The following is a 19876-nucleotide window of genomic DNA, read 5'->3' as shown; positions in this document are numbered from 1 at the left end:
TGCGGTTTCGCTGAGCCATATCTCATGACCTGTATAGCATATCTGCAAACTATACCGGCGCTTTTCAGGTTATTACCACAGAACGATGGCACTGCTATTACCTATGAACACAACTACCAAAAAAGCAACTGTAGGCAACAAAGCATTTCTAAGCCAGCCGCTGCACATATTGTACAGTGTGCTTTTTGTGGTCTATCTGCTTTATACTGGCCTTACCACCCCCGACCTCAAAAACTGGGCTCTCGAAAACACGCTTTCGCTTTCTCTAGTCATCTTCCTGATTGCATTCTATAACATTTTCCGGTTCTCCAACCTGAGTTATACTTTGATCTTCCTGTTTTTGCTGCTGCACATGTATGGCAGCCAATACCAGTACGCCGACAATCCTTTTGGTGAATGGCTGCAGGCAGAGCTTGATCAACCCCGCAACCAGTATGACCGCCTGGTTCATTTCGGTTTCGGCTTGCTGCTGGCCTACCCTATGCACGAAGTTTTTTTAAGAGGATTTAAAGTAAGGCGTATTTACAGTTACCTGCTGCCCATGGAGGTGGTATTATCGCTGAGTGCGGTGTATGAGTTGGTGGAGTGGCTTGTAGCAGACCTGGTTTTTAAAGACCCGCAACGCGGCATGGACTTTTTAGGCATGCAGGGTGATATTTGGGACGCTCAGAAAGATATGGGTTTAGCCTTAGGAGGTGCTTTTCTGGTCATGCTTTTCACTTTTATACTTCGGATAAAGCGATCCAGTGGCCGGTAAACAGTTGCCTAACCTGCATGTATAAAGTATAGTACGCCCCATCACATTAGGTTCAAGTATAAAAAAACCAGCCGCACCCTTGGGGCACGGCTGGAAATCATCTATTATTCAAAACACTAAAATCTCAAATTCACTAGTTTCTATAGCTCGCCTTTCTCGGCTGCTTTCTTCATTTTCTCGTTCGCAAAAATGGCGATCTCCACGCGGCGGTTCTGCGCGCGGCCGGCTGCAGTGCTATTATCTGCCACAGGCTGTGTATCGGCATATCCTTGCGTTGTCATACGTGTACGGTCAACGCCCATTGTAGCAAGGTAGCTGGCCACAGACTGCGCACGGCGCTCAGACAAAGGCTGGTTGATTTCACGAGTACCGGTATTATCAGTGTGTCCTTCGATCAGGATGTTGGTATCCGGGTACTTCTTCAGTGTTTCGGCCAACTGCGCCAATTCAGTTTTAGCACCTGGCTGCAGCTCTGCAGAGTTTATCGGATAAAGTATACCAGAATCGAACGTGATCTTGATACCCTCGCCAACGCGCTCTACTTGTGCGCCTTCCAGGTCACGGCGAAGCTCTTCTGCCTGCTTGTCCATCTTTCTGCCGATCAGGGCACCTGCAGTACCGCCCACAGCAGCACCAATAATGGCACCTTTTGCTGTGCTACCTGCGGCCTTACCAATTACACCGCCAACCACGGCACCAGAACCGGCACCAATTATACCGCCTTTTGCAGTCTTGCTCATGCCACCCTCTCCAGAGGCACACGACGACATCAAAATTGCTACAATAGCTATAATAGAGAGATTGATCCTAAAATTTTTCATAGTCGTTTTGTTTTATCTACTTATTGAACTTTTGGTTCTGTGCTTAATACTCCAATAATTTTAAAATGTTTGGTTTTATACTTTGGGCCTGTCTGCAAAACTTTGCCATACTATACCACTACAGAGCAATTTGTATTGGTAACCAACATATTACATTGTGCATACTTTATACTTTAACGATACTGATTAATTGTAGTTTAAGTGCTTTGGTATCAGTAGCAGGTATCATTTAGTATAAGGCAAGTATGAATTAGTATAAAGCAACAAAGCCTGCAGGTTGGTACCTGCAGGCTTTGCTCTTACATATCGCTTAGTCAGAAAATGCTTATTTGATATCGCCTTTTTCTGCGGCTTTCTTCAGCTCTTCGTTCGCAACGATGATGATCTCCACGCGGCGGTTCTGTGCGCGGCCCTCGGCAGTGCTGTTATCAGCAATCGGCTGGTCGTAGCTATATCCTTTTGCCTGTAAACGAGAACCATCTACACCCAGGCTTTTCGCATAATTTGCCACAGCCTGTGCGCGTCTCTCAGAAAGCTTCTGGTTCAGTTCATAAGAGCCGGTATTATCTGTATGGCCCTCGATGATCACATTTGTGCCTGGGTTCTGCTTTAACGAGGTGGCAAGTTTTTCAATGTCTTTCTTGGCACCAGCGCTCAGGTCCGCGGAGTTAACGTTGAAAAGTATACCAGAATCGAAGTTAACACGGATAGCCTCTCCTACACGCTCCACTTTCGCATTCTCCATACTTTTCTCCAGTTCCTCAGCCTGCTTATCCATGCGGCGACCGATAACGGCACCAGTGGCACCACCTACAGCAGCACCAATAATAGCGCCGGCGGCAGTGTTACCCATCTTATTACCGATAATGCCACCAATTACAGCACCTGAACCAGCCCCGATAATACCACCCTTCGTGGTCTTATTCATGCCTTTCTTTTCATCGGCAGTAGTGCCTGTTGTGGTTTGCTCGGTTTTAGTGGTAGTAGTGGTCTCGGTGCTTGCCGTTGGCGTCTTAGTTTGGCATGACGCAAAGAAAATGGTCGTAGCCAAAAGAGAGCTCAGGGAAATTCTCACTAGTTTCATGTTGTTTGTTGTTTTGGTAAAAGTTGTTTTACGATTTTTAAATTTGATGTTACATGTACACCTGATATTGCCATTGCAATCCATATGCCAAATGTATATCTGTTTTTAGCTATACACGAACAATTCAATTTTTTATTTTAGTCAGTGCCTGAAAAATATTTATTTCTACAGCCAATACAGCCTTAATCAAAACAAAAAGCGCCGGCACTTTAGGGTAGCCGGCGCTTTTTATTTATATTTTATACTTATTAGCTAAGATACTTTAACAGACTTGGTCGTTTTTGCCTTGGCATCGCTCGAGGCCCCCTCAGAGATGATCATGCTCAGCAAATCTGTCAGCTTGTTCTTCAGCTCCTTACGGTCAACAATAAAGTCCAGGAAGCCGTGCTCCAGCACGAACTCAGCACTCTGGAAGCCTTTAGGCAGGTCTTTACCAATTGTCTCTTTAATTACTCGTGGGCCGGCAAAACCAATAAGCGCACCTGGCTCAGATATGTTAAAGTCGCCAAGCATGGCATAAGAGGCTGTAACACCACCAGTGGTAGGGTCTGTCAGCATCGAGATGTAAGGCAGCTTCTCTTCAGACAACAAAGCCAGTTTTGCAGAGGTCTTCGCCATCTGCATCAGCGAGAAACCGGCTTCCATCATGCGGGCACCACCAGATTTTGAGATCATCATAAATGGAGTGCGTGTTTTACGGGCATGATCGATGGCGCGGGCAATTTTCTCACCTACCACAGAACCCATAGAACCACCGATAAAGGCAAAGTCCATACAGGCAATGGTGATGTCGATGCCATTCATTTTGCCATAGGCCGAACGCACGGCGTCCTTAAGACCTGTAGCTTTCTGCGTGGAAGCGATGCGGTTAGGGTATGGCTTCGAGTCTACGAAGTTAAGCGGGTCGCCTGAGGTCAGGTTCTCATCCAGCTCTGTAAACTGGTTATTGTCAAAAAGTATGGCAAAGTATTCCTTAGAGCCAACGCGGTCGTGGTAATCACACTTTACGCAGGTACTAAGGTTTTTGCGGTGCTCGGCCATGCTGGTAACAGTTTTGCAGCTCGGGCATTTGTACCACAATCCGTCCGGTGTCTCTTTCTTTTGCTCTGTAGGAGTAATAATTCCTTTTTCAGCTCTCTTAAACCAAGGCATCATAGTAATATGCGTGCTTCAAGCACATTTAAGTTAAATATACGCCTGCCACACAGCAGTGTATAAAAATTAAGTGACCCGCCCTCACTTAATCCGGTATCCGGAGTTTTGTAGAAAGCAGGTCACAAAAGTATGTAATAATCAGCAGTTCTGCTACAAATTATGCTAATGTAATATCTTTCGCAAGATATACATCCTGGATGGCGTTCAACAGTTCAACACCGGTTTTCATGTCTTTCTGAAACGCTTTACGGCCAGAGATCAAGCCCATACCACCGGCACGCTTGTTAATTACCGCTGTGCGTACTGCATCCGCCAGATCCGACTCGCCCTTAGACTCACCGCCAGAGTTGATAAGACCTGCACGACCCATGTAGCAGTTAGCCACCTGGTAACGCGTCAGGTCGATCGGGTTATCTGAAGAAAGCTCAGAGTACATTTTCTCGTGGTACTTACCGAAGCCGATCGCTTTGAAGCCGCCGTTGTTCTCAGGAAGTTTCTGCTTGATGATGTCTGCCTGGATAGTTACACCCAGGTGGTTTGCCTGTGCCGTAAGGTCGGCAGCCACGTGGTAGTCTTTACCGTCTTTCTTGAAGGCGTTGTTACGAGTATAGCACCACAGGATAGTGGCCATACCCAGCTGGTGCGCTCTCTCGAATGCCTCAGCCACCTCAATGATCTGGCGGGAAGACTCCTCGGAACCGAAGTAGATAGTAGCGCCCACTGCGGCAGCACCAAGGTTCCAGGCCTCATCCACAGAGCCGAACATGATCTGGTCATACTTGTTAGGGTATGTCATCAGTTCGTTATGGTTGATCTTAACCACAAACGGAATTCTGTGTGCATATTTTCTGGACATCATGGCCAGGTTACCAAATGTAGTGGCTACAGCGTTGCAACCACCTTCGATAGCAAGCTTAATAATGTTCTCTGGATCGAAGTAAATAGGGTTAGGCGCGAAAGATGCACCGGCAGTATGCTCAATGCCCTGGTCTACCGGAAGGATAGAAAGGTAACCAGTGCCACCTAAACGGCCATGGTCAAATAACTGCTGCAAGCTGCGCAACACCTGAGGGCTGCGGTTAGACTGAGCGAAGATGCGCTCTACGAAGTCCGGGCCTGGGGCATGCAGCTGCTCTTTAGAGATTGTTTTGCTTTCATACTGCAGCAGGCTTTCTGCTTCAGAACCAAGTAAAGAAACGATGTTATCGTAAGTCATTTGTCTTTTTAATTTGTGTAAGAGACACTTTGAATTGGTGATACAAATATATAATTCTTCTATTTAATTCTATCAATACTTGAGAGATACAAGTATAAATGTACCTGATGCGAGCTCATTGTGGCTGTATTCACGCCCTCAGATTCCACAGAACATACTTATACCTCTCTAAAAGGTTGTGTGTAAAGAGCGCCGGCCCTGCCAACCAAAACCGACGCACATACAACAGCTAAAGCCAGACTACCTGCACTCTTCGCTCACAAAGTATAAAAGGTAAAGTCTAGCATATCAACTTAGCGATTTTTTGCCTGAAACAAAAATCGCCAGCCTGCTTTACACGCAATTGCGCGTGCCACGGGCAGGGTTTGTACATCTATTTCACTCTCCCATGCGTTATATCTTCATATAACCATTTCATAATCTGCTACCTATATGAAAACATCGCACAAAAGCATTTATCATAATCTGGCTCAAATAGTGGCGCTCTCGCTTGTTGTACTTTTATGGGCCTGCACCCCGACCACCAGGATAACCGGCACCTGGAAAGCCCCTGACGCTGCCAGCAAAAACTACAACAGAATTGTAGTTGCAGCACTTACCGATAATATCAGGGCCCGTGAAACAGTGGAGAACGACATGCAGGCTCAGTTCAGGGCACGAGGCGTGGAAGTAACCAGAAGCATGGACTTGTTTCCGCCAACTGCCTCGGGTAAAGGAGGCCCGGACGTAGACCTGCTGCTTGATAAGCTTAAGACAGAGAACTACGACGGCATTATGACCATTGCCCTTATTGATGAAAAGACAGAGACACGCTATGTGCCCGGCACCTATGGTTATGCCCCTATTACGCGCTTTGGCTGGTACGGACGTTTCAGAGGATATTATACTTACTGGTACCCTACCCTTTACGACCCGGGTTATTACACCGAAGAGAAAATATACTTCCTGGAAACCAACCTGTACGACGAGGATACTGAAAACCTGGTTTGGTCTGCACAATCCAGGTCTTATAGCCCTGCCAGTTTACGAAACGCCTCCGAAAAGCTAGCCGAGATCACCGTTGGCAGATTAGCGCAGGATGGGTTGATTAGGTAAGAATTGATTTACCTCACCCCAGCCCTCTCCTAAAAACAGGAGAGGGAGCTTTTTGACCTCGCAGCGTGCGCAGCTCCTGCGAGCGTCTAAAATGGTAGAGAATTAAAGAGTTTAGAGAGGTATCCACCCAATACCGTGAATTTAAGAAATATGTAAAGCATTTGCTCTTTGGAATCTATAATCCGTAAGAGCTATTGGCTTAGATTGACGGCATCGAGTCGAGACCTGTCCCTGCGAAGGTGTTAACACACCCCTTCCCCGCCCTGAGCGCACCACAACAAACAATGGAACGATAGGTAGGTAGGACTGAAGAATACCGGCAACTAGAACTGCTACAAAGCAAAACAGCCAGCTCTTCAAATCTGAAGTACTGGCTGTTTTGCTTTCAATTTATACTTTACTACTCATTATACAACACATGCAACACCGTCTGCCCAACTGCTTTTAGCGTATTTTTGCTAATCACATCCATGTTATCCGTGTGGCGGTGGTGGTATGGGCCGAAGTAGTCGTCGGGGTTGTTCATGTTATACTCGATGATATCGATCATGCGAATATTGCCCCAGGCGTTAACATAGGAGTGGTCGTCGGTAATGGCAGGAGCATTCACATACTTAAAGTAATCTGAGTAGCCCAAGCTATTTCCGGCTTTCCATACTTTGTCCACGATCTCTTTAGCATACTGCATGGATGTGCCTTCTCTGGCAAACTTAGCACCTTCTGCACCCACCATATCCAGCAAAATACCATAGTTGGCGCGGTAACTTGGGTTATGTTTGTTCTTGCTCCAGTACTGCGAGCCCAGGCACCAGGTATCGTCCTGATAGGCAAACTCGCTGTCGTCCGGCTGTCCGTAATCCTCTCCGTCGAAGAAGATTAAGTCTACGCCAATCTCAGGCTTCTGCTGCGAAGTATGGATGGTTCTGGCAATCTCCAACAGAACGCCTACACCGCTGGCGCCGTCATTGGCCCCATCAATTGGCTTTTTAGGGTCATTTGCGTCTTTGTCGGCAAAGGGGCGGGTATCCCAGTGCGCAGCAAGCAGCACACGGTTGGCTGCGTCCGGGTTATAGGAAGCTATGATATTGCGCAGGTTCAGCATCTTGCCATCGAAGGCACGCATCTGGAACTCCTGCACCTCAACCTTTGCCCCATACGCTTTCAGTTTCTGGATGATCCATTCGCCAGTAGCATAATGCGCCGGTGTGTTGGGCACACGCGGGCCAAAGGCCACCTGCTTTGCAATATACTTGTAAGCCGAATCGGCATTGAACTCCGGGGCGTTAACCACCGGGGCCTCTTCTGTTTTAACAGCTTGCTTGGCACCACCTTTCTCAGCAGAATCGCAGCTGTATAAATTCATTGCCCCTGCAATTAAAAAAGTAAGTGCAATAATCTTATTCTTCATAAGCCCAGTCTATTCCGGTTTTCATGTCTTTTATCACGATACCCTGCTTTTTCAGCTCGGCACGTATAGCATCTACTTTATCGTAGGCTTTGCTTTCTTTCGCCTCTTTGTAAAAGCCCAGCACCAACTGCAGCATCTCGTCCATGTCGCCGGCCTGTTCCTCTTTCAGTCCCAGCACATCCAGCACCAGTTGCTGATAGGTATTGCGGATGGTATCGAAGGTACCTCTCTCAAGCTGCGCAATATTGATCTGCCCTAAGTATAAACTGTTGATCTTTTTAAGCAGGTTGAACAGTGAGGCAATGGTACGGGCAGTGTTCATGTCATCGCTCAACCCACGGTAGCAGTCCTCTGCTAGCTTTCGCAGCTCTTCATTCAGCTTTGATTCAGGAGTAATTTCCGCGTTAGTTGGGTACTCCAGTTTCTTCAGCACGTTCAGGCCGTTCATCAATTTGGTATAACCTTTACGCGCCGCCTGCAACGCCTCGTTGCTAAAATCAAGGGTGCTACGGTAATGCGCCTGAAGTATAAAGAAGCGGATCGTCATGGGCGAGTACTTCTCTTCCAGCATCTCGTGGTTGCCGCTGAAAAGTTCGCTAAGGTTAATAAAGTTGCCCAGCGACTTACCCATCTTCTGCCCGTTTACCGTGATCATGTTGTTATGGATCCAGTACTTGGCAGCATCGGTGTGGTTGTTACTTGCCTGGCTCTGTGCAATCTCGCACTCGTGGTGCGGGAACATCAGGTCAAGGCCACCGCCATGAATATCAAATGTAGTACCCAGGTACTTGCGGCTCATGGCAGAGCACTCCAGGTGCCAACCCGGAAAACCGTCGCTCCACGGCGATGGCCAGCGCATGATATGCGAAGGAGACGCTTTTTTCCAAAGTGCGAAGTCCAGCGGCGAACGCTTTTCTTCCTGCCCTTCCAGTTCACGGGTATTAGCCATCAGGTCTTCAATAATCCTGCCGGAAAGCTTTCCGTAGTTGTGGTTCTTGCTGTAAGACTGCACATCAAAGTATACCGAGCCATTCACTTCATAAGCAAAGCCATTAGCCAGTATCTCCTTGATCATCTCTATCTGCTCAATAATATGCCCTGAGGCACGCGGCTCAATATCAGGCGGCAGAGTGTTCAGTTTTTCCAGGTCGCGGTGGTATACATTAGTGTAGTGCTGCACCACTTCCATCGGCTCCAGTTTCTGCGCCTTCGCTATCTTCTCAATTTTATCCTCCCCTTCATCGGCATCGTTCTGCAGGTGGCCCACATCCGTAATGTTGCGCACAAACCGAACCTTATAGCCCAGGTACTTCAGGTAGCGGTAAAGCACATCAAAGGTAACGGCGCTGCGGGCATGGCCCAGGTGTGGTTCTCCGTACACAGTCGGCCCGCACAGGTACATCCCTACAAAAGGGGCGTGCAATGGCTCAAACTCTTCTTTTTTGCGCGTAAGCGTATTGTATAAACTCAGTTTCTGTTGCATGGTTCTATCTAAAGTATAGGCCTTTAAGAGGCTGCCGTACTTTTATATTGCCTTTATACTTTGGCTGTTTGGTGGTTCAAAACTATAAATATTGCGCCCTTTCTCCTAACGCTACTCTTCTGCGGTAGGCTGCAGCACATACTTTGCCGATATAGGAAAGTGGTCTGAAAGCCCCATGTCATAGTGCGTTTCAAACTCGTAAGCGTGCAGGGCATCGCTATAGAACTGATTGTCGATGCGCAGAAATGGTAGTGGCCCGTTGTACGTTGCCCCTACCCCGGAGCCTGCCTGCACAAAAGCGTTTTTCAGTTCCTTGGCCATCTGGTTATAAGTATAGCTAAAGGGTATGTCGTTAAAATCTCCGCACACGATCACCGGGTAAGGCGACTCTTTAATATGCTCCAGTAATAAATCTACCTGGTTGCCACGGGCAATAAAGCCACGCTTTAAACGGCGGGCCAGGTTGCGTCCCTCCTTTTTAAAGCTTTCTTCGTTGCCAATAGCGGAATACGTGTTCTCTATGTCCTGCGACTTGATGCTCATCGACTGCAGGTGCGCCGTGTAAACCCTTATCGTATCGCCTTTTACATTCACATCTGCCCAAATACCGCGGTTATGGTTCGACTCGCCAAAGCGTATTACGCCCTTATTCACGATCGGGTACTTAGAGAAGATAATTATACCAATGTCGGCTTTATTGCGGTCCACGTACGACACAGAAAAGAACCTGTACCTGTCGTAACGGTTGCCTATTTTGCTGATGGTGTTATAGGTATTAGACCCGCGGTTGCTGTAGAACTCCTGCAGGCAGATGATGTCGGCGGGATGTTGCGCCACCCAGTCGATCATGTCCGTAGAGGCTTCCATCTCACTCCCATCCTGGTCAGCGTAGGCATTAAAGACGTGCGTGTTAAAGCTGAGCACCTGCAATGTTTTAGCCCCTTCCGCTACCTCTTCATCAAAATTAACAGCCATCAGTCGGGCGTAGTAGTTCCAGCCAAGTATAAACACCATGAGCGGCAGCACCAGCAACCATGAGCGGCGCAAAAGCCAGTAAACCAGAAACAGGAAGTTCAGCACCAGCGGCGCCGGCAGCGAAAAAGCGATAAAGGCAGCTGGCCAGAAATCGTCTGGCGACACCTGAAGGCAAAGCACGCCAAGCAGTATCCAGAGCACAACCAGTGTGTTCAGGAGAAACCACACGCGCCTACGTATTGTTCTAAAACTTGCCGCCATAAAGCAAACATACAAATAATGCCTCTATCTATCCCATTCAAAGCTGCAGAATTAAATTTAAAAATATGCGGGGCAACACCACGGCACACACGCACAAAGGTGGCGGCGAACTATAAGCAAGGCTGTTTTGTTATTTTTCGATGGCCAACATGCGGCCAGGGTTACCCTGCGGGTTCTACGGGAACAGAATGCACAAATTAATTAAAGGCTTAACTCCCTACACAATGTTGTATATATAATGTTTTTGTAGTAAATTTGTGGCGATATTTCCAAGGAGATGAGGGGACAAAAGCAGTCCCCTTCTTTATTTCTTAACCACTAACTATGGCACTTACTGCGCAAACCATAAAAGCTATGGCGGAGGAAAGCCTCCCCGAAAACGATCTTTTTATCGTAGATGTTGCTGTGTCTGATGCGGCGGTTCGCCCAAAGATCACAGTGCTGGCCGACGGTGAGCAGGGAATAACCATAGACCAGTGTGCCATCATCAGCCGCCGCATAAATGCCAAAATAGCCGAAGCCTTTGGCGAGGACATGGCCTATGTGCTGGAGGTAAGCTCGCCTGGCGTAGATTTCCCTTTAACGCAGCCACAGCAGTTTAAGCGCAATGTGGGCCGCAACCTTAAAGTGAAGATGCAGGACGGCACCGAGAAAACAGGCAAACTGGAAGAGGTTACTGAAGCAGGTATAAACCTGATGGAGGAAATAAAACAAAAAGGCAAAAAGGCTACGTATGTGCCTGTGCAAATACCCTATGGGGACATGGTAAAAGCAAATGTTGTAATATCATTTAAATAAAAAGATAATGAACAGTTCAGTCCTGATCGAGTCGTTCGCTGAATTTGCGAAATTCAAGAACATTGACCGTCCGACCATGATGCGTATACTTGAAGACGTATTCCGCACCATGATCCGCAAAAAGTGGGGCACCGACGAGAACTTTGACATCATTCTAAACGTGGAGAAGGGTGACCTGGAGATTTGGCGTAACCGCGAGATCGTGGACGATAACTCGGAGGACATCTGGGACCACGACAAGATAAGCCTTTCTGAGGCACGCAAAATAGAGCCTGACTTTGAGGTTGGCGAGGAAGTATCGGAAGAGATCCAACTGGAAGACTTTGGTCGCAGAGCCGTACTTACAGCACGCCAGACGCTGATCCAGCGTATCAAAGACATGGAAAAGGAACTGCTGTTCCAGAAGTATAAAGATCAGGTTGGTGAGATCATCTCCGGTGAAGTATACCAGGTTTGGAACCGTGAGGTATTGTTACTTGACCAGGAAGAGAACGAACTGTTGATACCGAAAGGTGAGCAGATCCCGAAAGACCGCTACCGTAAAGGTGATGTGGTGCGTGCTGTTGTGCAGCGTGTGGAGATCGTGAACGGCAACCCTAAAATCATACTTTCCCGTACTTCTCCTACTTTCCTGGAGCGTTTGTTCGAGAACGAGGTACCGGAAATATTCGATGGCCTGATCGCTATCAAGAAAATTGTGCGTGAGCCAGGCGAGCGTGCCAAAGTAGCCGTAGAGTCTTTCGACGATCGTATTGACCCGGTTGGTGCTTGCGTTGGTATGAAAGGTTCTCGTATCCACAGCATCGTACGCGAGCTGGAGAACGAAAACATTGACGTTATAAATTACACAGATAACCTGGAACTGTACATTCAGCGTGCGCTTAGCCCGGCTAAGATCAGCAGCATGAAGATTGACGAGGAAACCGGCCGTGTGTCTGTGTTCCTGAAGCCAGACCAGGTATCGCTTGCCATCGGCAAGGGCGGTCAGAACATCAAGCTTGCCAGCAAGCTGGTGGATATGGAGATCGACGTGTTCCGTGAGTCTGAAGTATACGAAGAAGACATCAGCCTGGAAGAGTTCACTGACGAGATCGAGGACTGGGTAATTGCAGAACTACGCCGCATAGGTCTTGACACAGCAAAGAGCGTACTGGCAATAAGCAAAGAAGATCTGCTGCGCCGTACAGAGCTGGAGGAAGAGACAATTGACGAAGTGCTTTCTATCCTTCGCGAAGAGTTGGAAGAAGAAGACAATCAATAGTTGTTAGTTGCGCTCTGTTCGTATAATTTTGAAAAGACTTTCGTACGGAGCGGAATGACACCTTAACCATTGAGGCAACTATACTTTAACATTAGAATTTTAAGACAGCATATAGAACAAAATGGCAGAAGAAACAACAAGGAGGCTTAAACAGGTTGCGACTACTTTAAACATTGGCACATCTACCATTGTGGACTACCTCTCTGCTAAAGGTTTTGACGTGGAGAATAAACCAACAGCCAAAATCACAGCAGAGCAGTTCAATATGCTGGCTAAAGAATTCGCATCCTCAATGCAGGACAAGCAGGAGGCTGAAGAGCTAAACATAGGCAAGAAACCACAGAGCAACCAGGTTATCGAGTCGGAGCCACAGCACCATGCAGAACCAAAGAAAACAAGCGAGCCGGAGCAGGAGTTACAGATCAAAACTGTGCACCAGCCAAAGCCTGCCGAAGAGGCACCAAAAGCGCCTGAGCCGGCAACGCCGGAAAGCAAGCTGCCAGGCATAAAAGTGCTTGGCAAAATAGAGCTTGACTCGAAAGGACGCCCAGTGCCTAAGAAGCCTGAGCCAGCGCCGCAAGAACCAGCTGCTGCACCGGAGCCAGAAGCAAAAGCTGAAGAAAAGGCACCTAAACAGGAAGCACCTGCGGCGGCCCCTCAGAAAGAAGAGGCGCCAAAGGCACCGGAACAAAAGCCACAGCCGGAACCGGCAGCGCCAAAAGCAGAAACTCCGAAGGAGCCTGTGGCCGAAAAGCCAAAAGCAGAAAAGCCTGCTGAAGCCCCTAAAGCTGAAAAAACTACACCGCCTGCTGAACAGCAAGCACCTGCAGCGCCAGCTCCTGAGCCAGCTGCTGCAGATAAAGATAATAAACCAATAGAAACGATCACTGGAAAAGCCGACCAGCTTAAGGGTCTGACTGTACTTGGCAAAATAGAGCTGCCAACGGAGTCGAGAAGAAAAGGACCAAAGCCGGTAGCATCTTCTGACGAGAAGAAAGGCAAAAAGAAAAAACGTAAGCGCATTATGGTGGCCACAGAAGGTGGCCAGCAGCAAGGTCAGCAACAAGGTCAGCAACAGGGTGGCCGCCCTGAAAGAGGGCCAGGCCAAGGACCAGGACAGCGTCCGGGCAAACCTGGCAAAGGGCCAAGACATGCGCAGGCTCCTAAACCAGATAAGAAAGAAGTATCTGATAAGGAAATTCAGGAGCAGATAAAGGCTACGCTTGCAAAACTTAGCGGTGGTAAAAGCTCAGGAGGTAACCGTGCCAAGTATCGCCGCGAAAAACGTTCTGCTATTGCAGATGCAACAGAAGAGCGTAGAATGCAGGAGCAGGCAGAGTCTAAGATGCTACGCGTAACAGAGTTTATCTCTGCTAACGACTTAGCAGCCTTGATGGATGTGAGTGTGAACGAAGTAATTAAGGTGTGTATGCAGCTTGGTATGTTCGTTTCAATCAACCAACGCCTGGATGCCGAAGCCATCACTATTATTGCCGATGAGTTTGGCTATAGTGTTGAGTTTATGACAACCGAAGAAGAGCAGGGCTTGGAGGATATAGTAGAGGAGAATGAGGAAGACCTGGAAGAGCGTGCACCGATTGTTACAATCATGGGTCACGTTGACCACGGTAAAACTTCCCTGCTAGACTACATCCGCGATGCAAACGTAACAGCCGGCGAAGCAGGTGGTATTACGCAGCACATTGGTGCTTATAAAGTAAAAACAGAAAGTGGCCGCACAGTTACGTTCTTAGATACTCCTGGTCACGAAGCCTTTACGGCCATGCGTGCCCGTGGTGCAAAAGTAACCGACGTTGTTATTATTGTGGTAGCTGCCGATGACTCGGTGATGCCGCAGACAAAAGAGGCTATAAATCACGCACAAGCAGCTGGAGTACCAATTATTATTGCACTTAACAAAATAGACAAACCTGCTGCCAACCCTGATAAAGTTCGCGAAGAACTTGCTCAGATGAATATACTGGTAGAAGAATGGGGTGGTAAATATCAGTCTCAAGAAGTATCGGCAAAAACTGGCCAGGGTGTAAATGACCTACTGGAGAAAGTATTGCTGGAAGCAGAACTACTTGAGTTAAAAGCTAACCCTGAGAGAAATGCAGTTGGTACTGTAATTGAAGCAGCCTTAGATAAAGGTCGCGGTTATGTGGCTACAGTACTAGTGCAAACTGGTACGTTAGAAGTTGGCGATATAGTACTGGCAGGATCACACTACGGTAGAGTAAAGGCAATGACCGACCACCGTGGCAGAAAGATGAAAGAAGCGGGTCCGTCTACTCCGGTACAGCTGTTAGGCTTGGATGGCGCACCACAGGCCGGTGATAAGTTTGTGGTAATGGAATCTGAGCGTGAGGCACGTGAGATCGCATCAAACCGTTCTCAGATGCAGCGTGAGCAGAGCTTGCGTACCCGTAAGCACATTACGCTTGATGAAATTGGCCGTCGTTTAGCGATCGGTACCTTTAAGGAGCTTAACGTGATTGTAAAAGGTGACGTGGATGGCTCAGTAGAGGCCCTTTCTGACTCCCTGTTAAAGCTATCTACCAACGAGGTACAGGTAAACATCATCAACAAAGGTGTGGGTGCCATCTCAGAATCTGACGTGTTGCTTGCTTCGGCATCTGATGCCATCATCATCGGCTTCCAGGTTCGTCCGTCAGCCAATGCACGCAAACTGGCAGAGCAGGAGCAAATAGACGTACGTCTGTACTCTATCATCTACGACGCCATTAACGAGGTGAAGGATGCGATGGAGGGTATGCTTGCACCTACCCTTAAAGAGGAAATCATCGGTAATGCTGAGGTACGTGACGTATTTAAGATCAGTAAAGTGGGTACAATTGCCGGATGTATGGTTACTGACGGTATTATCCAGAGAAACTCGAAAGTACGCTTGGTACGTGACGGCATTGTGGTGCTTGACGGTGAGATACTTGCCCTGAAACGCTTCAAAGACGATGTTGCTGAAGTAAGACAAGGTTATGAGTGCGGTATCAGCCTGAAGAACTACAACGACATACAGGTAGGTGACATCATTGAAGCCTACGTAGAAAAAGAAGTGAAGCGTAAGCTTTAATTCAAGTATAAATAAAACAGAAAACCCCGGCTGCTGTGGCAACCGGGGTTTTCTGTTTTATAGTAAATATCGAAAGCTATTTAAGCAAGCCCTTCCTTTTCTGGCGTTTTTTCAGCTGCTTCTTATCCTTTTTATGCTTTTTCATCATTTCCTCTTCTTTTTTGAGGATCTCTTTCATCTTCTTGCTATTGGCGATCCTCTTTTTCTCAAAAGACTTTCGGCGGCTGCCTTTTTCTTCGTACTCATTGTAACGCTTGTCAAGCCCCTGCGACCTTCTGCCAACGGCATCTGCGGTGCTGCCCTTAGTGGCCACCTTAGAAGTCCCCCAATACTCGTCTTTGGATTTGGTGCTGCTCTGAGCCGAAGACTGGGCCTGAGCCTCTGAAAAAGCCAGGAAACAGCCTAAGCTAAGCATTATCAAAAAAAATCTTTTCATAAATAACGGCATGTGTCTAGTACTACAACGCGTAAAAGCGTGTAATGTATATATTTATATCCAGAACAACGCATAAAAGTTTAAAAGTTCAGCTACTGAAAACTATAAGACAGGCCAATACCAAGGGACTGTTTTACCTGTAGCCGGGGGCCGCTCTTGCCTGCCACACCTGTTTCTTCCTGCGGAAGTTTAATATTTATATCATCATCGTAGATCATATGCACAAACAGACTAGCCGCAATAAGCTTATTTACTTTAAAGTTGATCAGGTTTTCCCAATTAACATCCACATTCTTTGGGTTGTTGAGATAATTGGAAAACAAATCGAGTTTTGACAGCAGCACGACATTTTTCATTATCTCATTGCGGTACCTCAGGTTTACATACCCACCGAACTCCTTGCGCAACCGCTGCCCCGTGCCCGGAATAAGCTCTCCGGCAGCATCCCGCTCCGCAGCCTCCACACCAAACAACCCTCTGTCGGCCAGCTCCTGCCTGCGCACATAAGTAAACTTGCCCGTTAAGGGAGACAAAAAAGCGGAGAACTTATCGTTGGGCTTATAGTCCATACCTAGTGAGGCAAGTATAAAAGCAGGAGCCAGGAAGTCCGAGATTAATGTATCGCGTGCAGCAGTGTAAGTTGGCGTAAGCTGCGTTTTTAAGTTTACCTGGGCAGTGTAAAACCACCTGGAAGTAGCCCGATGTCCATACCTTGTATTAAGCTCTAGCTTATCATCGCTTTTACGTACACGTTGCCCTTCTAACTTAACGGTGCCATAGGTAGCGTCTAAAGAGTTTTCCCAGATATTCTTGTCCCTGGCATAATTCGCAAAGCCAGAAACGATACCCAGCACAGAAACAGAACTTTGGCCACCCGCAGCCCAGTTTGTAAGGCTTACCTGGTTAAAATTCACGGTACCGGTGCCGCCAAAATTCCAGATATTGGTTGTGTCAGCTTGTGTTTGTTTGTCCTGGCCAAAAGCAGCAGGAAGGTATATTATTAAAAGTGAAAGTATACTTAGTATGTATTTGATCATCAATTAAGGTGTTGCTATTTAAATAGAAGTATGAAACTGGAAGCTTAAACCGTTTTCTCGCTTACAGGGGTAGCTGATGCGCCGTCGTTTTTCAGCAGGTCACGGATCTCCGCTAAAAGCACTTCCTGCTTGTTAACCGGAGGGGCCGGCTTTGCTGCTTCTTTCTCGCGCAGGCGATTAATGGTCCTGACAAGTATAAAAATTGCCATGGCTATAATGAGAAAGTTAACCACTGCCTGAATAAAGTTACCGTAGTTGATGGCAACGGCCTGCTCCACAACCTCACCATTTACGACTACCGCTTCCTGCAGCACTACTTTCAAACGCGAAAAATCAACATTACTGATCAGCAGGCCAAGCGGAGGCATGATCACATCATCTACCAATGATTTAGTGATGCCTCCAAAGGCCGCTCCGATCACTACACCAACAGCCAGATCAATTACATTGCCCTTTACGGCGAACTTTTTAAACTCAGAAATAAAACCCATTCTTTTAATTTATATGTGTACTAAAACTTTGTTCATACTTTATACTTATACACTCAGTATTGTGCCTGAAACAACTGCAGCACAGGGCTACAATACCAAACAGAGCCAAATTGGCTCTTATAGATTTGTCTAAATTACTATATTTGTGCTGAAAAATTAAGAATAGAAAAGGCAAAAGACCTATGGCTACATACGAAAACCTGCTGCTTGACCTGAATAACGGTATACTTACCATCACTATAAACAGGGCTGACAAGCTTAATGCGCTTAATATTGACACGATACGCGAGATAAAAACTGCCATGCAGCAAGTGTACGACGATGTGGATGTAAAGGGCGCAATTTTTACGGGCGCAGGCCCGAAAGCGTTTGTAGCAGGTGCCGATATTGCTGAGATCGCTGAGCTTAGCGAAGTAAACGCAAGGAGCTTTGCCGAGAGAGGCCAGGAAGTATTTGCCATGATAGAACGTTGCAACAAGCCTGTAATTGCGGCTGTAAACGGATTTGCACTGGGTGGTGGTTGCGAACTAGCTATGGCTTGCCACATGCGCATTGCCAGCGAGAATGCCCGCTTTGGCCAGCCTGAGGTAAACCTGGGCGTGATCCCGGGTTACGGCGGCACACAGCGCATGACACAGCTGATTGGCAAAGGCAAAGCCATGGAACTGATGATGACCGGCGACATGATCACGGCAGAGGAAGCCAGGCAGCTGGGCCTTGTAAACCACGTGGTACCACAGGAGGACCTTATACTTAAATGCACGGACATCCTGAACAAGATCATGGGCAAAGCGCCGCTGGCAATTGGCCTTGTGATTGAGTGCATAAATGCTGTGTACGACAAAGACGAAAACGGCTACCAGACGGAGGCCAACTCTTTTGCACGCTGCTGCTCTTCCGAGGACTTTGTTGAAGGCACCAGCGCCTTCCTTGAAAAACGTAAACCAGAGTTCAAAGGCATTTAATCCTATTCTTCCCTCACCCGACCCTTTTAAAGTATGAGTATAGCCAAAAAACTGGTCGGGCAGACTGCTGCCTATGGTTTGAGCAGTATTATAGGCAGGGCTTTAAATTATTTACTCGTTCCTGTTTATACTGCCGTTTTCCTGCGCGAAGAATACGGTATCGTTTCATACCTGTACTCGTTCACGGCTTTCTTCAATATCCTGTTTACATATGGCATGGAGACGGCTTTCTTCCGTTTTGCAAACAAACCGGGGGCAGACAAACAGGCACTATATAACAGAACCTTAACCTCCATTATACTTACCTCTGTTATACTTTCAGGGGGGCTTATACTATTAGCAGAGCCAATTGCTGCCTACGTTGGGTTGCCTAACCACGAAGAGTACATTGTGTGGCTGGCAATTGTTCTGGCCATCGACGCCATTGTTTCCATACCTTTTGCCAAACTGCGCCTCGAAAATAAGGCCATGAAGTTTGCCTCTATAAAACTGGCAAACATACTGATCACGGTTGGGGCCAACATGTTTTTCCTGGTTATTTGCCGCGACATTTACCAAGGCGATTACCTGACTGCGCTGCGGCCGGCTATCACCACAATTTACAACCCGGATTTTGGCATTGGCTATATTTTCCTGATAAACCTGGTGGCCAACGCCCTTTTAATACCCATGCTGTGGCGTGAATTTGCCGCATTCAGGTTCAGGCTGGACCTGGAACAGCTAAAGCCAATGCTGCACTACGCTTATCCCCTGCTGTTTATGGGCCTTGCCGGTGTGGTAAACGAAGTGATAGACCGTATACTTTTAGAGCGTTTCCTGCCGGAGGGTTTCTATCCCAATACCAGCAACATGGCAGCCGTGGGTGTTTACAGTGCCTGCTATAAACTGGCTATCTTCATGACACTCACCATACAGGCATTCAGGTATGCCGCTGAGCCCTTCTTCTTCTCTCAGGCCGATGACAAGAACTCGCCTTATACTTTTGCCCTGGTGATGAAGTGGTTTGTGATTGCCTGCGCTTTCATTTTCCTGTTTATCTCGGCCAATTTGGAGGACTTCGCCCTGTTGCTTCGTAGCGAAGCCTACCGTGAAGGTATTATGGTAGTGCCGGTGTTGCTGTTGGCAAACCTGTTTTTGGGCGTATACTATAACCTGTCGGTGTGGTTTAAACTGACAGACAAGACAAAGTATGGCACTTACATCAGTTTTGGGGGAGCCGCCATAACTATACTTTTCAACTTGTTGCTTATACCTGTACTTGGTTACATGGGCTCAGCGATTGCCACATTTGTATGCTACTTCAGTATGGCACTTATCAGCTACGTTCTGGGCAACCGGTATTACCCAATCCCCTACCCTGTAAAGGCCTTAGCCGGCTACATTTTATTAGCAATTGCTTTGGTGTGGTTGGCATTGGCCATAGAAATTGATAACTTCTGGCTGCGTCATGCGTTTCATTTGGCTGTGTCTGCTGCTTTTCCGGTAGTAGTATGGCTACGTGAGCGTCCTCGCTTTCTTAAATTTTAAGCATTTTTCAGA

Annotated in this window: 17 protein-coding genes; 7 read left to right on the top strand and 10 right to left on the bottom strand. The window is 47.4% G+C overall.

Annotation, left to right across the window (positions count from 1 at the left end):
* Positions 1 to 85 precede the first annotated feature (85 nt).
* Positions 86 to 757 carry a DUF2238 domain-containing protein gene (locus AC4BAP_RS11005; RefSeq protein ID WP_490582701.1) on the top strand — a complete coding sequence of 224 codons (672 nt, stop codon included), beginning with the start codon at positions 86 to 88 and terminating at the stop codon, positions 755 to 757.
* 140 nt (positions 758 to 897) lie between these two features.
* Here AC4BAP_RS11005 and AC4BAP_RS11000 read toward each other — a convergent pair whose 3' ends face one another.
* The 4 genes from AC4BAP_RS11000 to AC4BAP_RS10985 form a co-directional block, all read right to left on the bottom strand.
* Positions 898 to 1578 (bottom strand): YiaD family glycine zipper/OmpA-like lipoprotein, encoded by a 681-nt coding sequence (locus tag AC4BAP_RS11000; protein WP_490582700.1) that lies wholly within the window; start codon positions 1576 to 1578, stop codon positions 898 to 900.
* A gap of 325 nt (positions 1579 to 1903) precedes the next feature.
* Positions 1904 to 2662 (bottom strand): YiaD family glycine zipper/OmpA-like lipoprotein, encoded by a 759-nt coding sequence (locus AC4BAP_RS10995; protein WP_490582699.1) that lies wholly within the window; start codon positions 2660 to 2662, stop codon positions 1904 to 1906.
* A gap of 252 nt (positions 2663 to 2914) precedes the next feature.
* Positions 2915 to 3814: an acetyl-CoA carboxylase, carboxyltransferase subunit beta gene (accD, locus tag AC4BAP_RS10990; RefSeq protein ID WP_490582916.1), complete on the bottom strand. Its 900-nt coding sequence runs from the start codon at positions 3812 to 3814 to the stop codon at positions 2915 to 2917.
* A 160-nt stretch (positions 3815 to 3974) separates the two neighbouring features.
* On the bottom strand, positions 3975 to 5033 hold the full coding sequence (locus AC4BAP_RS10985) for a class I fructose-bisphosphate aldolase (protein WP_490582698.1): 1059 nt from the start codon (positions 5031 to 5033) through the stop codon (positions 3975 to 3977).
* Between the two features lie 432 nt (positions 5034 to 5465).
* Here AC4BAP_RS10985 and AC4BAP_RS10980 point away from each other — a divergent pair, with 432 nt between their 5' ends.
* Positions 5466 to 6128, top strand: a complete 663-nt coding sequence (locus AC4BAP_RS10980; RefSeq protein ID WP_490582697.1) for a DUF4136 domain-containing protein — start codon at positions 5466 to 5468, stop codon at positions 6126 to 6128.
* A 400-nt stretch (positions 6129 to 6528) separates the two neighbouring features.
* On the opposite strand, the gene AC4BAP_RS10975 is transcribed toward AC4BAP_RS10980, so the two are convergent.
* From AC4BAP_RS10975 to AC4BAP_RS10965, 3 genes are all read right to left on the bottom strand, one after another.
* Positions 6529 to 7536: a M28 family peptidase gene (locus AC4BAP_RS10975; protein ID WP_490582696.1), complete on the bottom strand. Its 1008-nt coding sequence runs from the start codon at positions 7534 to 7536 to the stop codon at positions 6529 to 6531.
* Positions 7526 to 9019: a cysteine--tRNA ligase gene (cysS, locus tag AC4BAP_RS10970; protein ID WP_490582695.1), complete on the bottom strand. Its 1494-nt coding sequence runs from the start codon at positions 9017 to 9019 to the stop codon at positions 7526 to 7528. The genes AC4BAP_RS10975 and cysS overlap by 11 nt, the downstream gene beginning before the upstream one ends.
* Before the next feature lie 111 nt (positions 9020 to 9130).
* Positions 9131 to 10255, bottom strand: a complete 1125-nt coding sequence (locus AC4BAP_RS10965) for an endonuclease/exonuclease/phosphatase family protein (RefSeq protein WP_490582694.1) — start codon at positions 10253 to 10255, stop codon at positions 9131 to 9133.
* A 324-nt stretch (positions 10256 to 10579) separates the two neighbouring features.
* Between AC4BAP_RS10965 and rimP the strand changes: the two genes are divergently transcribed.
* The 3 genes from rimP to infB all read left to right on the top strand — a co-directional run bounded on the left by rimP (position 10580) and on the right by infB (position 15408).
* Positions 10580 to 11053, top strand: a complete 474-nt coding sequence (rimP, locus tag AC4BAP_RS10960; RefSeq protein ID WP_490582693.1) for a ribosome maturation factor RimP — start codon at positions 10580 to 10582, stop codon at positions 11051 to 11053.
* Between the two features lie 7 nt (positions 11054 to 11060).
* Complete coding sequence (nusA, locus tag AC4BAP_RS10955) at positions 11061 to 12314, top strand: transcription termination factor NusA (protein WP_490582692.1); 1254 nt, start codon at positions 11061 to 11063, stop codon at positions 12312 to 12314.
* A 121-nt stretch (positions 12315 to 12435) separates the two neighbouring features.
* Positions 12436 to 15408 (top strand): translation initiation factor IF-2, encoded by a 2973-nt coding sequence (gene infB / locus AC4BAP_RS10950; RefSeq protein WP_490582691.1) that lies wholly within the window; start codon positions 12436 to 12438, stop codon positions 15406 to 15408.
* A 76-nt stretch (positions 15409 to 15484) separates the two neighbouring features.
* Here the strand turns inward: infB and AC4BAP_RS10945 are convergent, their stop codons facing one another.
* The 3 genes from AC4BAP_RS10945 to mscL form a co-directional block, all read right to left on the bottom strand.
* Entirely contained in the window at positions 15485 to 15844 is a 360-nt protein-coding gene (locus AC4BAP_RS10945; RefSeq protein ID WP_490582690.1) for a hypothetical protein, read from the bottom strand.
* Between the two features lie 92 nt (positions 15845 to 15936).
* Complete coding sequence (locus AC4BAP_RS10940; protein WP_490582689.1) at positions 15937 to 16881, bottom strand: DUF3078 domain-containing protein; 945 nt, start codon at positions 16879 to 16881, stop codon at positions 15937 to 15939.
* Positions 16882 to 16925: 44 nt separating this feature from the next.
* Positions 16926 to 17372 carry a large-conductance mechanosensitive channel protein MscL gene (gene mscL, locus AC4BAP_RS10935; RefSeq protein WP_490582688.1) on the bottom strand — a complete coding sequence of 149 codons (447 nt, stop codon included), beginning with the start codon at positions 17370 to 17372 and terminating at the stop codon, positions 16926 to 16928.
* 182 nt (positions 17373 to 17554) lie between these two features.
* On the opposite strand from mscL, the gene AC4BAP_RS10930 reads away from it, so the two are divergent.
* The gene (locus tag AC4BAP_RS10930; protein WP_490582687.1) at positions 17555 to 18337 is read left to right on the top strand and encodes an enoyl-CoA hydratase/isomerase family protein; all 783 of its coding nucleotides are present in this window, start codon (positions 17555 to 17557) and stop codon (positions 18335 to 18337) included.
* 33 nt (positions 18338 to 18370) lie between these two features.
* Complete coding sequence (locus AC4BAP_RS10925; RefSeq protein WP_490582686.1) at positions 18371 to 19864, top strand: lipopolysaccharide biosynthesis protein; 1494 nt, start codon at positions 18371 to 18373, stop codon at positions 19862 to 19864.
* The last annotated feature ends 12 nt before the right edge of the window (positions 19865 to 19876 follow it).

Source organism: Pontibacter sp. GD7 (assembly GCF_058216375.1).
Note: the sequence above shows the minus strand (reverse complement) of the source record. Positions and strands in the feature narration are given on the sequence as shown.

What these genes read in the sequence shown, in the direction of transcription:
- mscL (WP_490582688.1), bottom strand. Translation starts at nt 17,372, where the DNA reads ATGGGTTTTATTTCTGAGTTTAAAAAGTTCGCCGTAAAGGGCAATGTA.
- AC4BAP_RS11000 (WP_490582700.1), bottom strand. Translation starts at nt 1,578, where the DNA reads ATGAAAAATTTTAGGATCAATCTCTCTATTATAGCTATTGTAGCAATT.
- AC4BAP_RS10940 (WP_490582689.1), bottom strand. Translation starts at nt 16,881, where the DNA reads ATGATCAAATACATACTAAGTATACTTTCACTTTTAATAATATACCTT.
- AC4BAP_RS10975 (WP_490582696.1), bottom strand. Translation starts at nt 7,536, where the DNA reads ATGAAGAATAAGATTATTGCACTTACTTTTTTAATTGCAGGGGCAATG.
- AC4BAP_RS10930 (WP_490582687.1), top strand. Translation starts at nt 17,555, where the DNA reads ATGGCTACATACGAAAACCTGCTGCTTGACCTGAATAACGGTATACTT.
- AC4BAP_RS10995 (WP_490582699.1), bottom strand. Translation starts at nt 2,662, where the DNA reads ATGAAACTAGTGAGAATTTCCCTGAGCTCTCTTTTGGCTACGACCATT.
- cysS (WP_490582695.1), bottom strand. Translation starts at nt 9,019, where the DNA reads ATGCAACAGAAACTGAGTTTATACAATACGCTTACGCGCAAAAAAGAA.
- AC4BAP_RS10965 (WP_490582694.1), bottom strand. Translation starts at nt 10,255, where the DNA reads ATGGCGGCAAGTTTTAGAACAATACGTAGGCGCGTGTGGTTTCTCCTG.
- AC4BAP_RS10925 (WP_490582686.1), top strand. Translation starts at nt 18,371, where the DNA reads ATGAGTATAGCCAAAAAACTGGTCGGGCAGACTGCTGCCTATGGTTTG.
- AC4BAP_RS10980 (WP_490582697.1), top strand. Translation starts at nt 5,466, where the DNA reads ATGAAAACATCGCACAAAAGCATTTATCATAATCTGGCTCAAATAGTG.
- nusA (WP_490582692.1), top strand. Translation starts at nt 11,061, where the DNA reads ATGAACAGTTCAGTCCTGATCGAGTCGTTCGCTGAATTTGCGAAATTC.
- accD (WP_490582916.1), bottom strand. Translation starts at nt 3,814, where the DNA reads ATGCCTTGGTTTAAGAGAGCTGAAAAAGGAATTATTACTCCTACAGAG.
- infB (WP_490582691.1), top strand. Translation starts at nt 12,436, where the DNA reads ATGGCAGAAGAAACAACAAGGAGGCTTAAACAGGTTGCGACTACTTTA.
- AC4BAP_RS11005 (WP_490582701.1), top strand. Translation starts at nt 86, where the DNA reads ATGGCACTGCTATTACCTATGAACACAACTACCAAAAAAGCAACTGTA.
- AC4BAP_RS10945 (WP_490582690.1), bottom strand. Translation starts at nt 15,844, where the DNA reads ATGAAAAGATTTTTTTTGATAATGCTTAGCTTAGGCTGTTTCCTGGCT.
- AC4BAP_RS10985 (WP_490582698.1), bottom strand. Translation starts at nt 5,033, where the DNA reads ATGACTTACGATAACATCGTTTCTTTACTTGGTTCTGAAGCAGAAAGC.
- rimP (WP_490582693.1), top strand. Translation starts at nt 10,580, where the DNA reads ATGGCACTTACTGCGCAAACCATAAAAGCTATGGCGGAGGAAAGCCTC.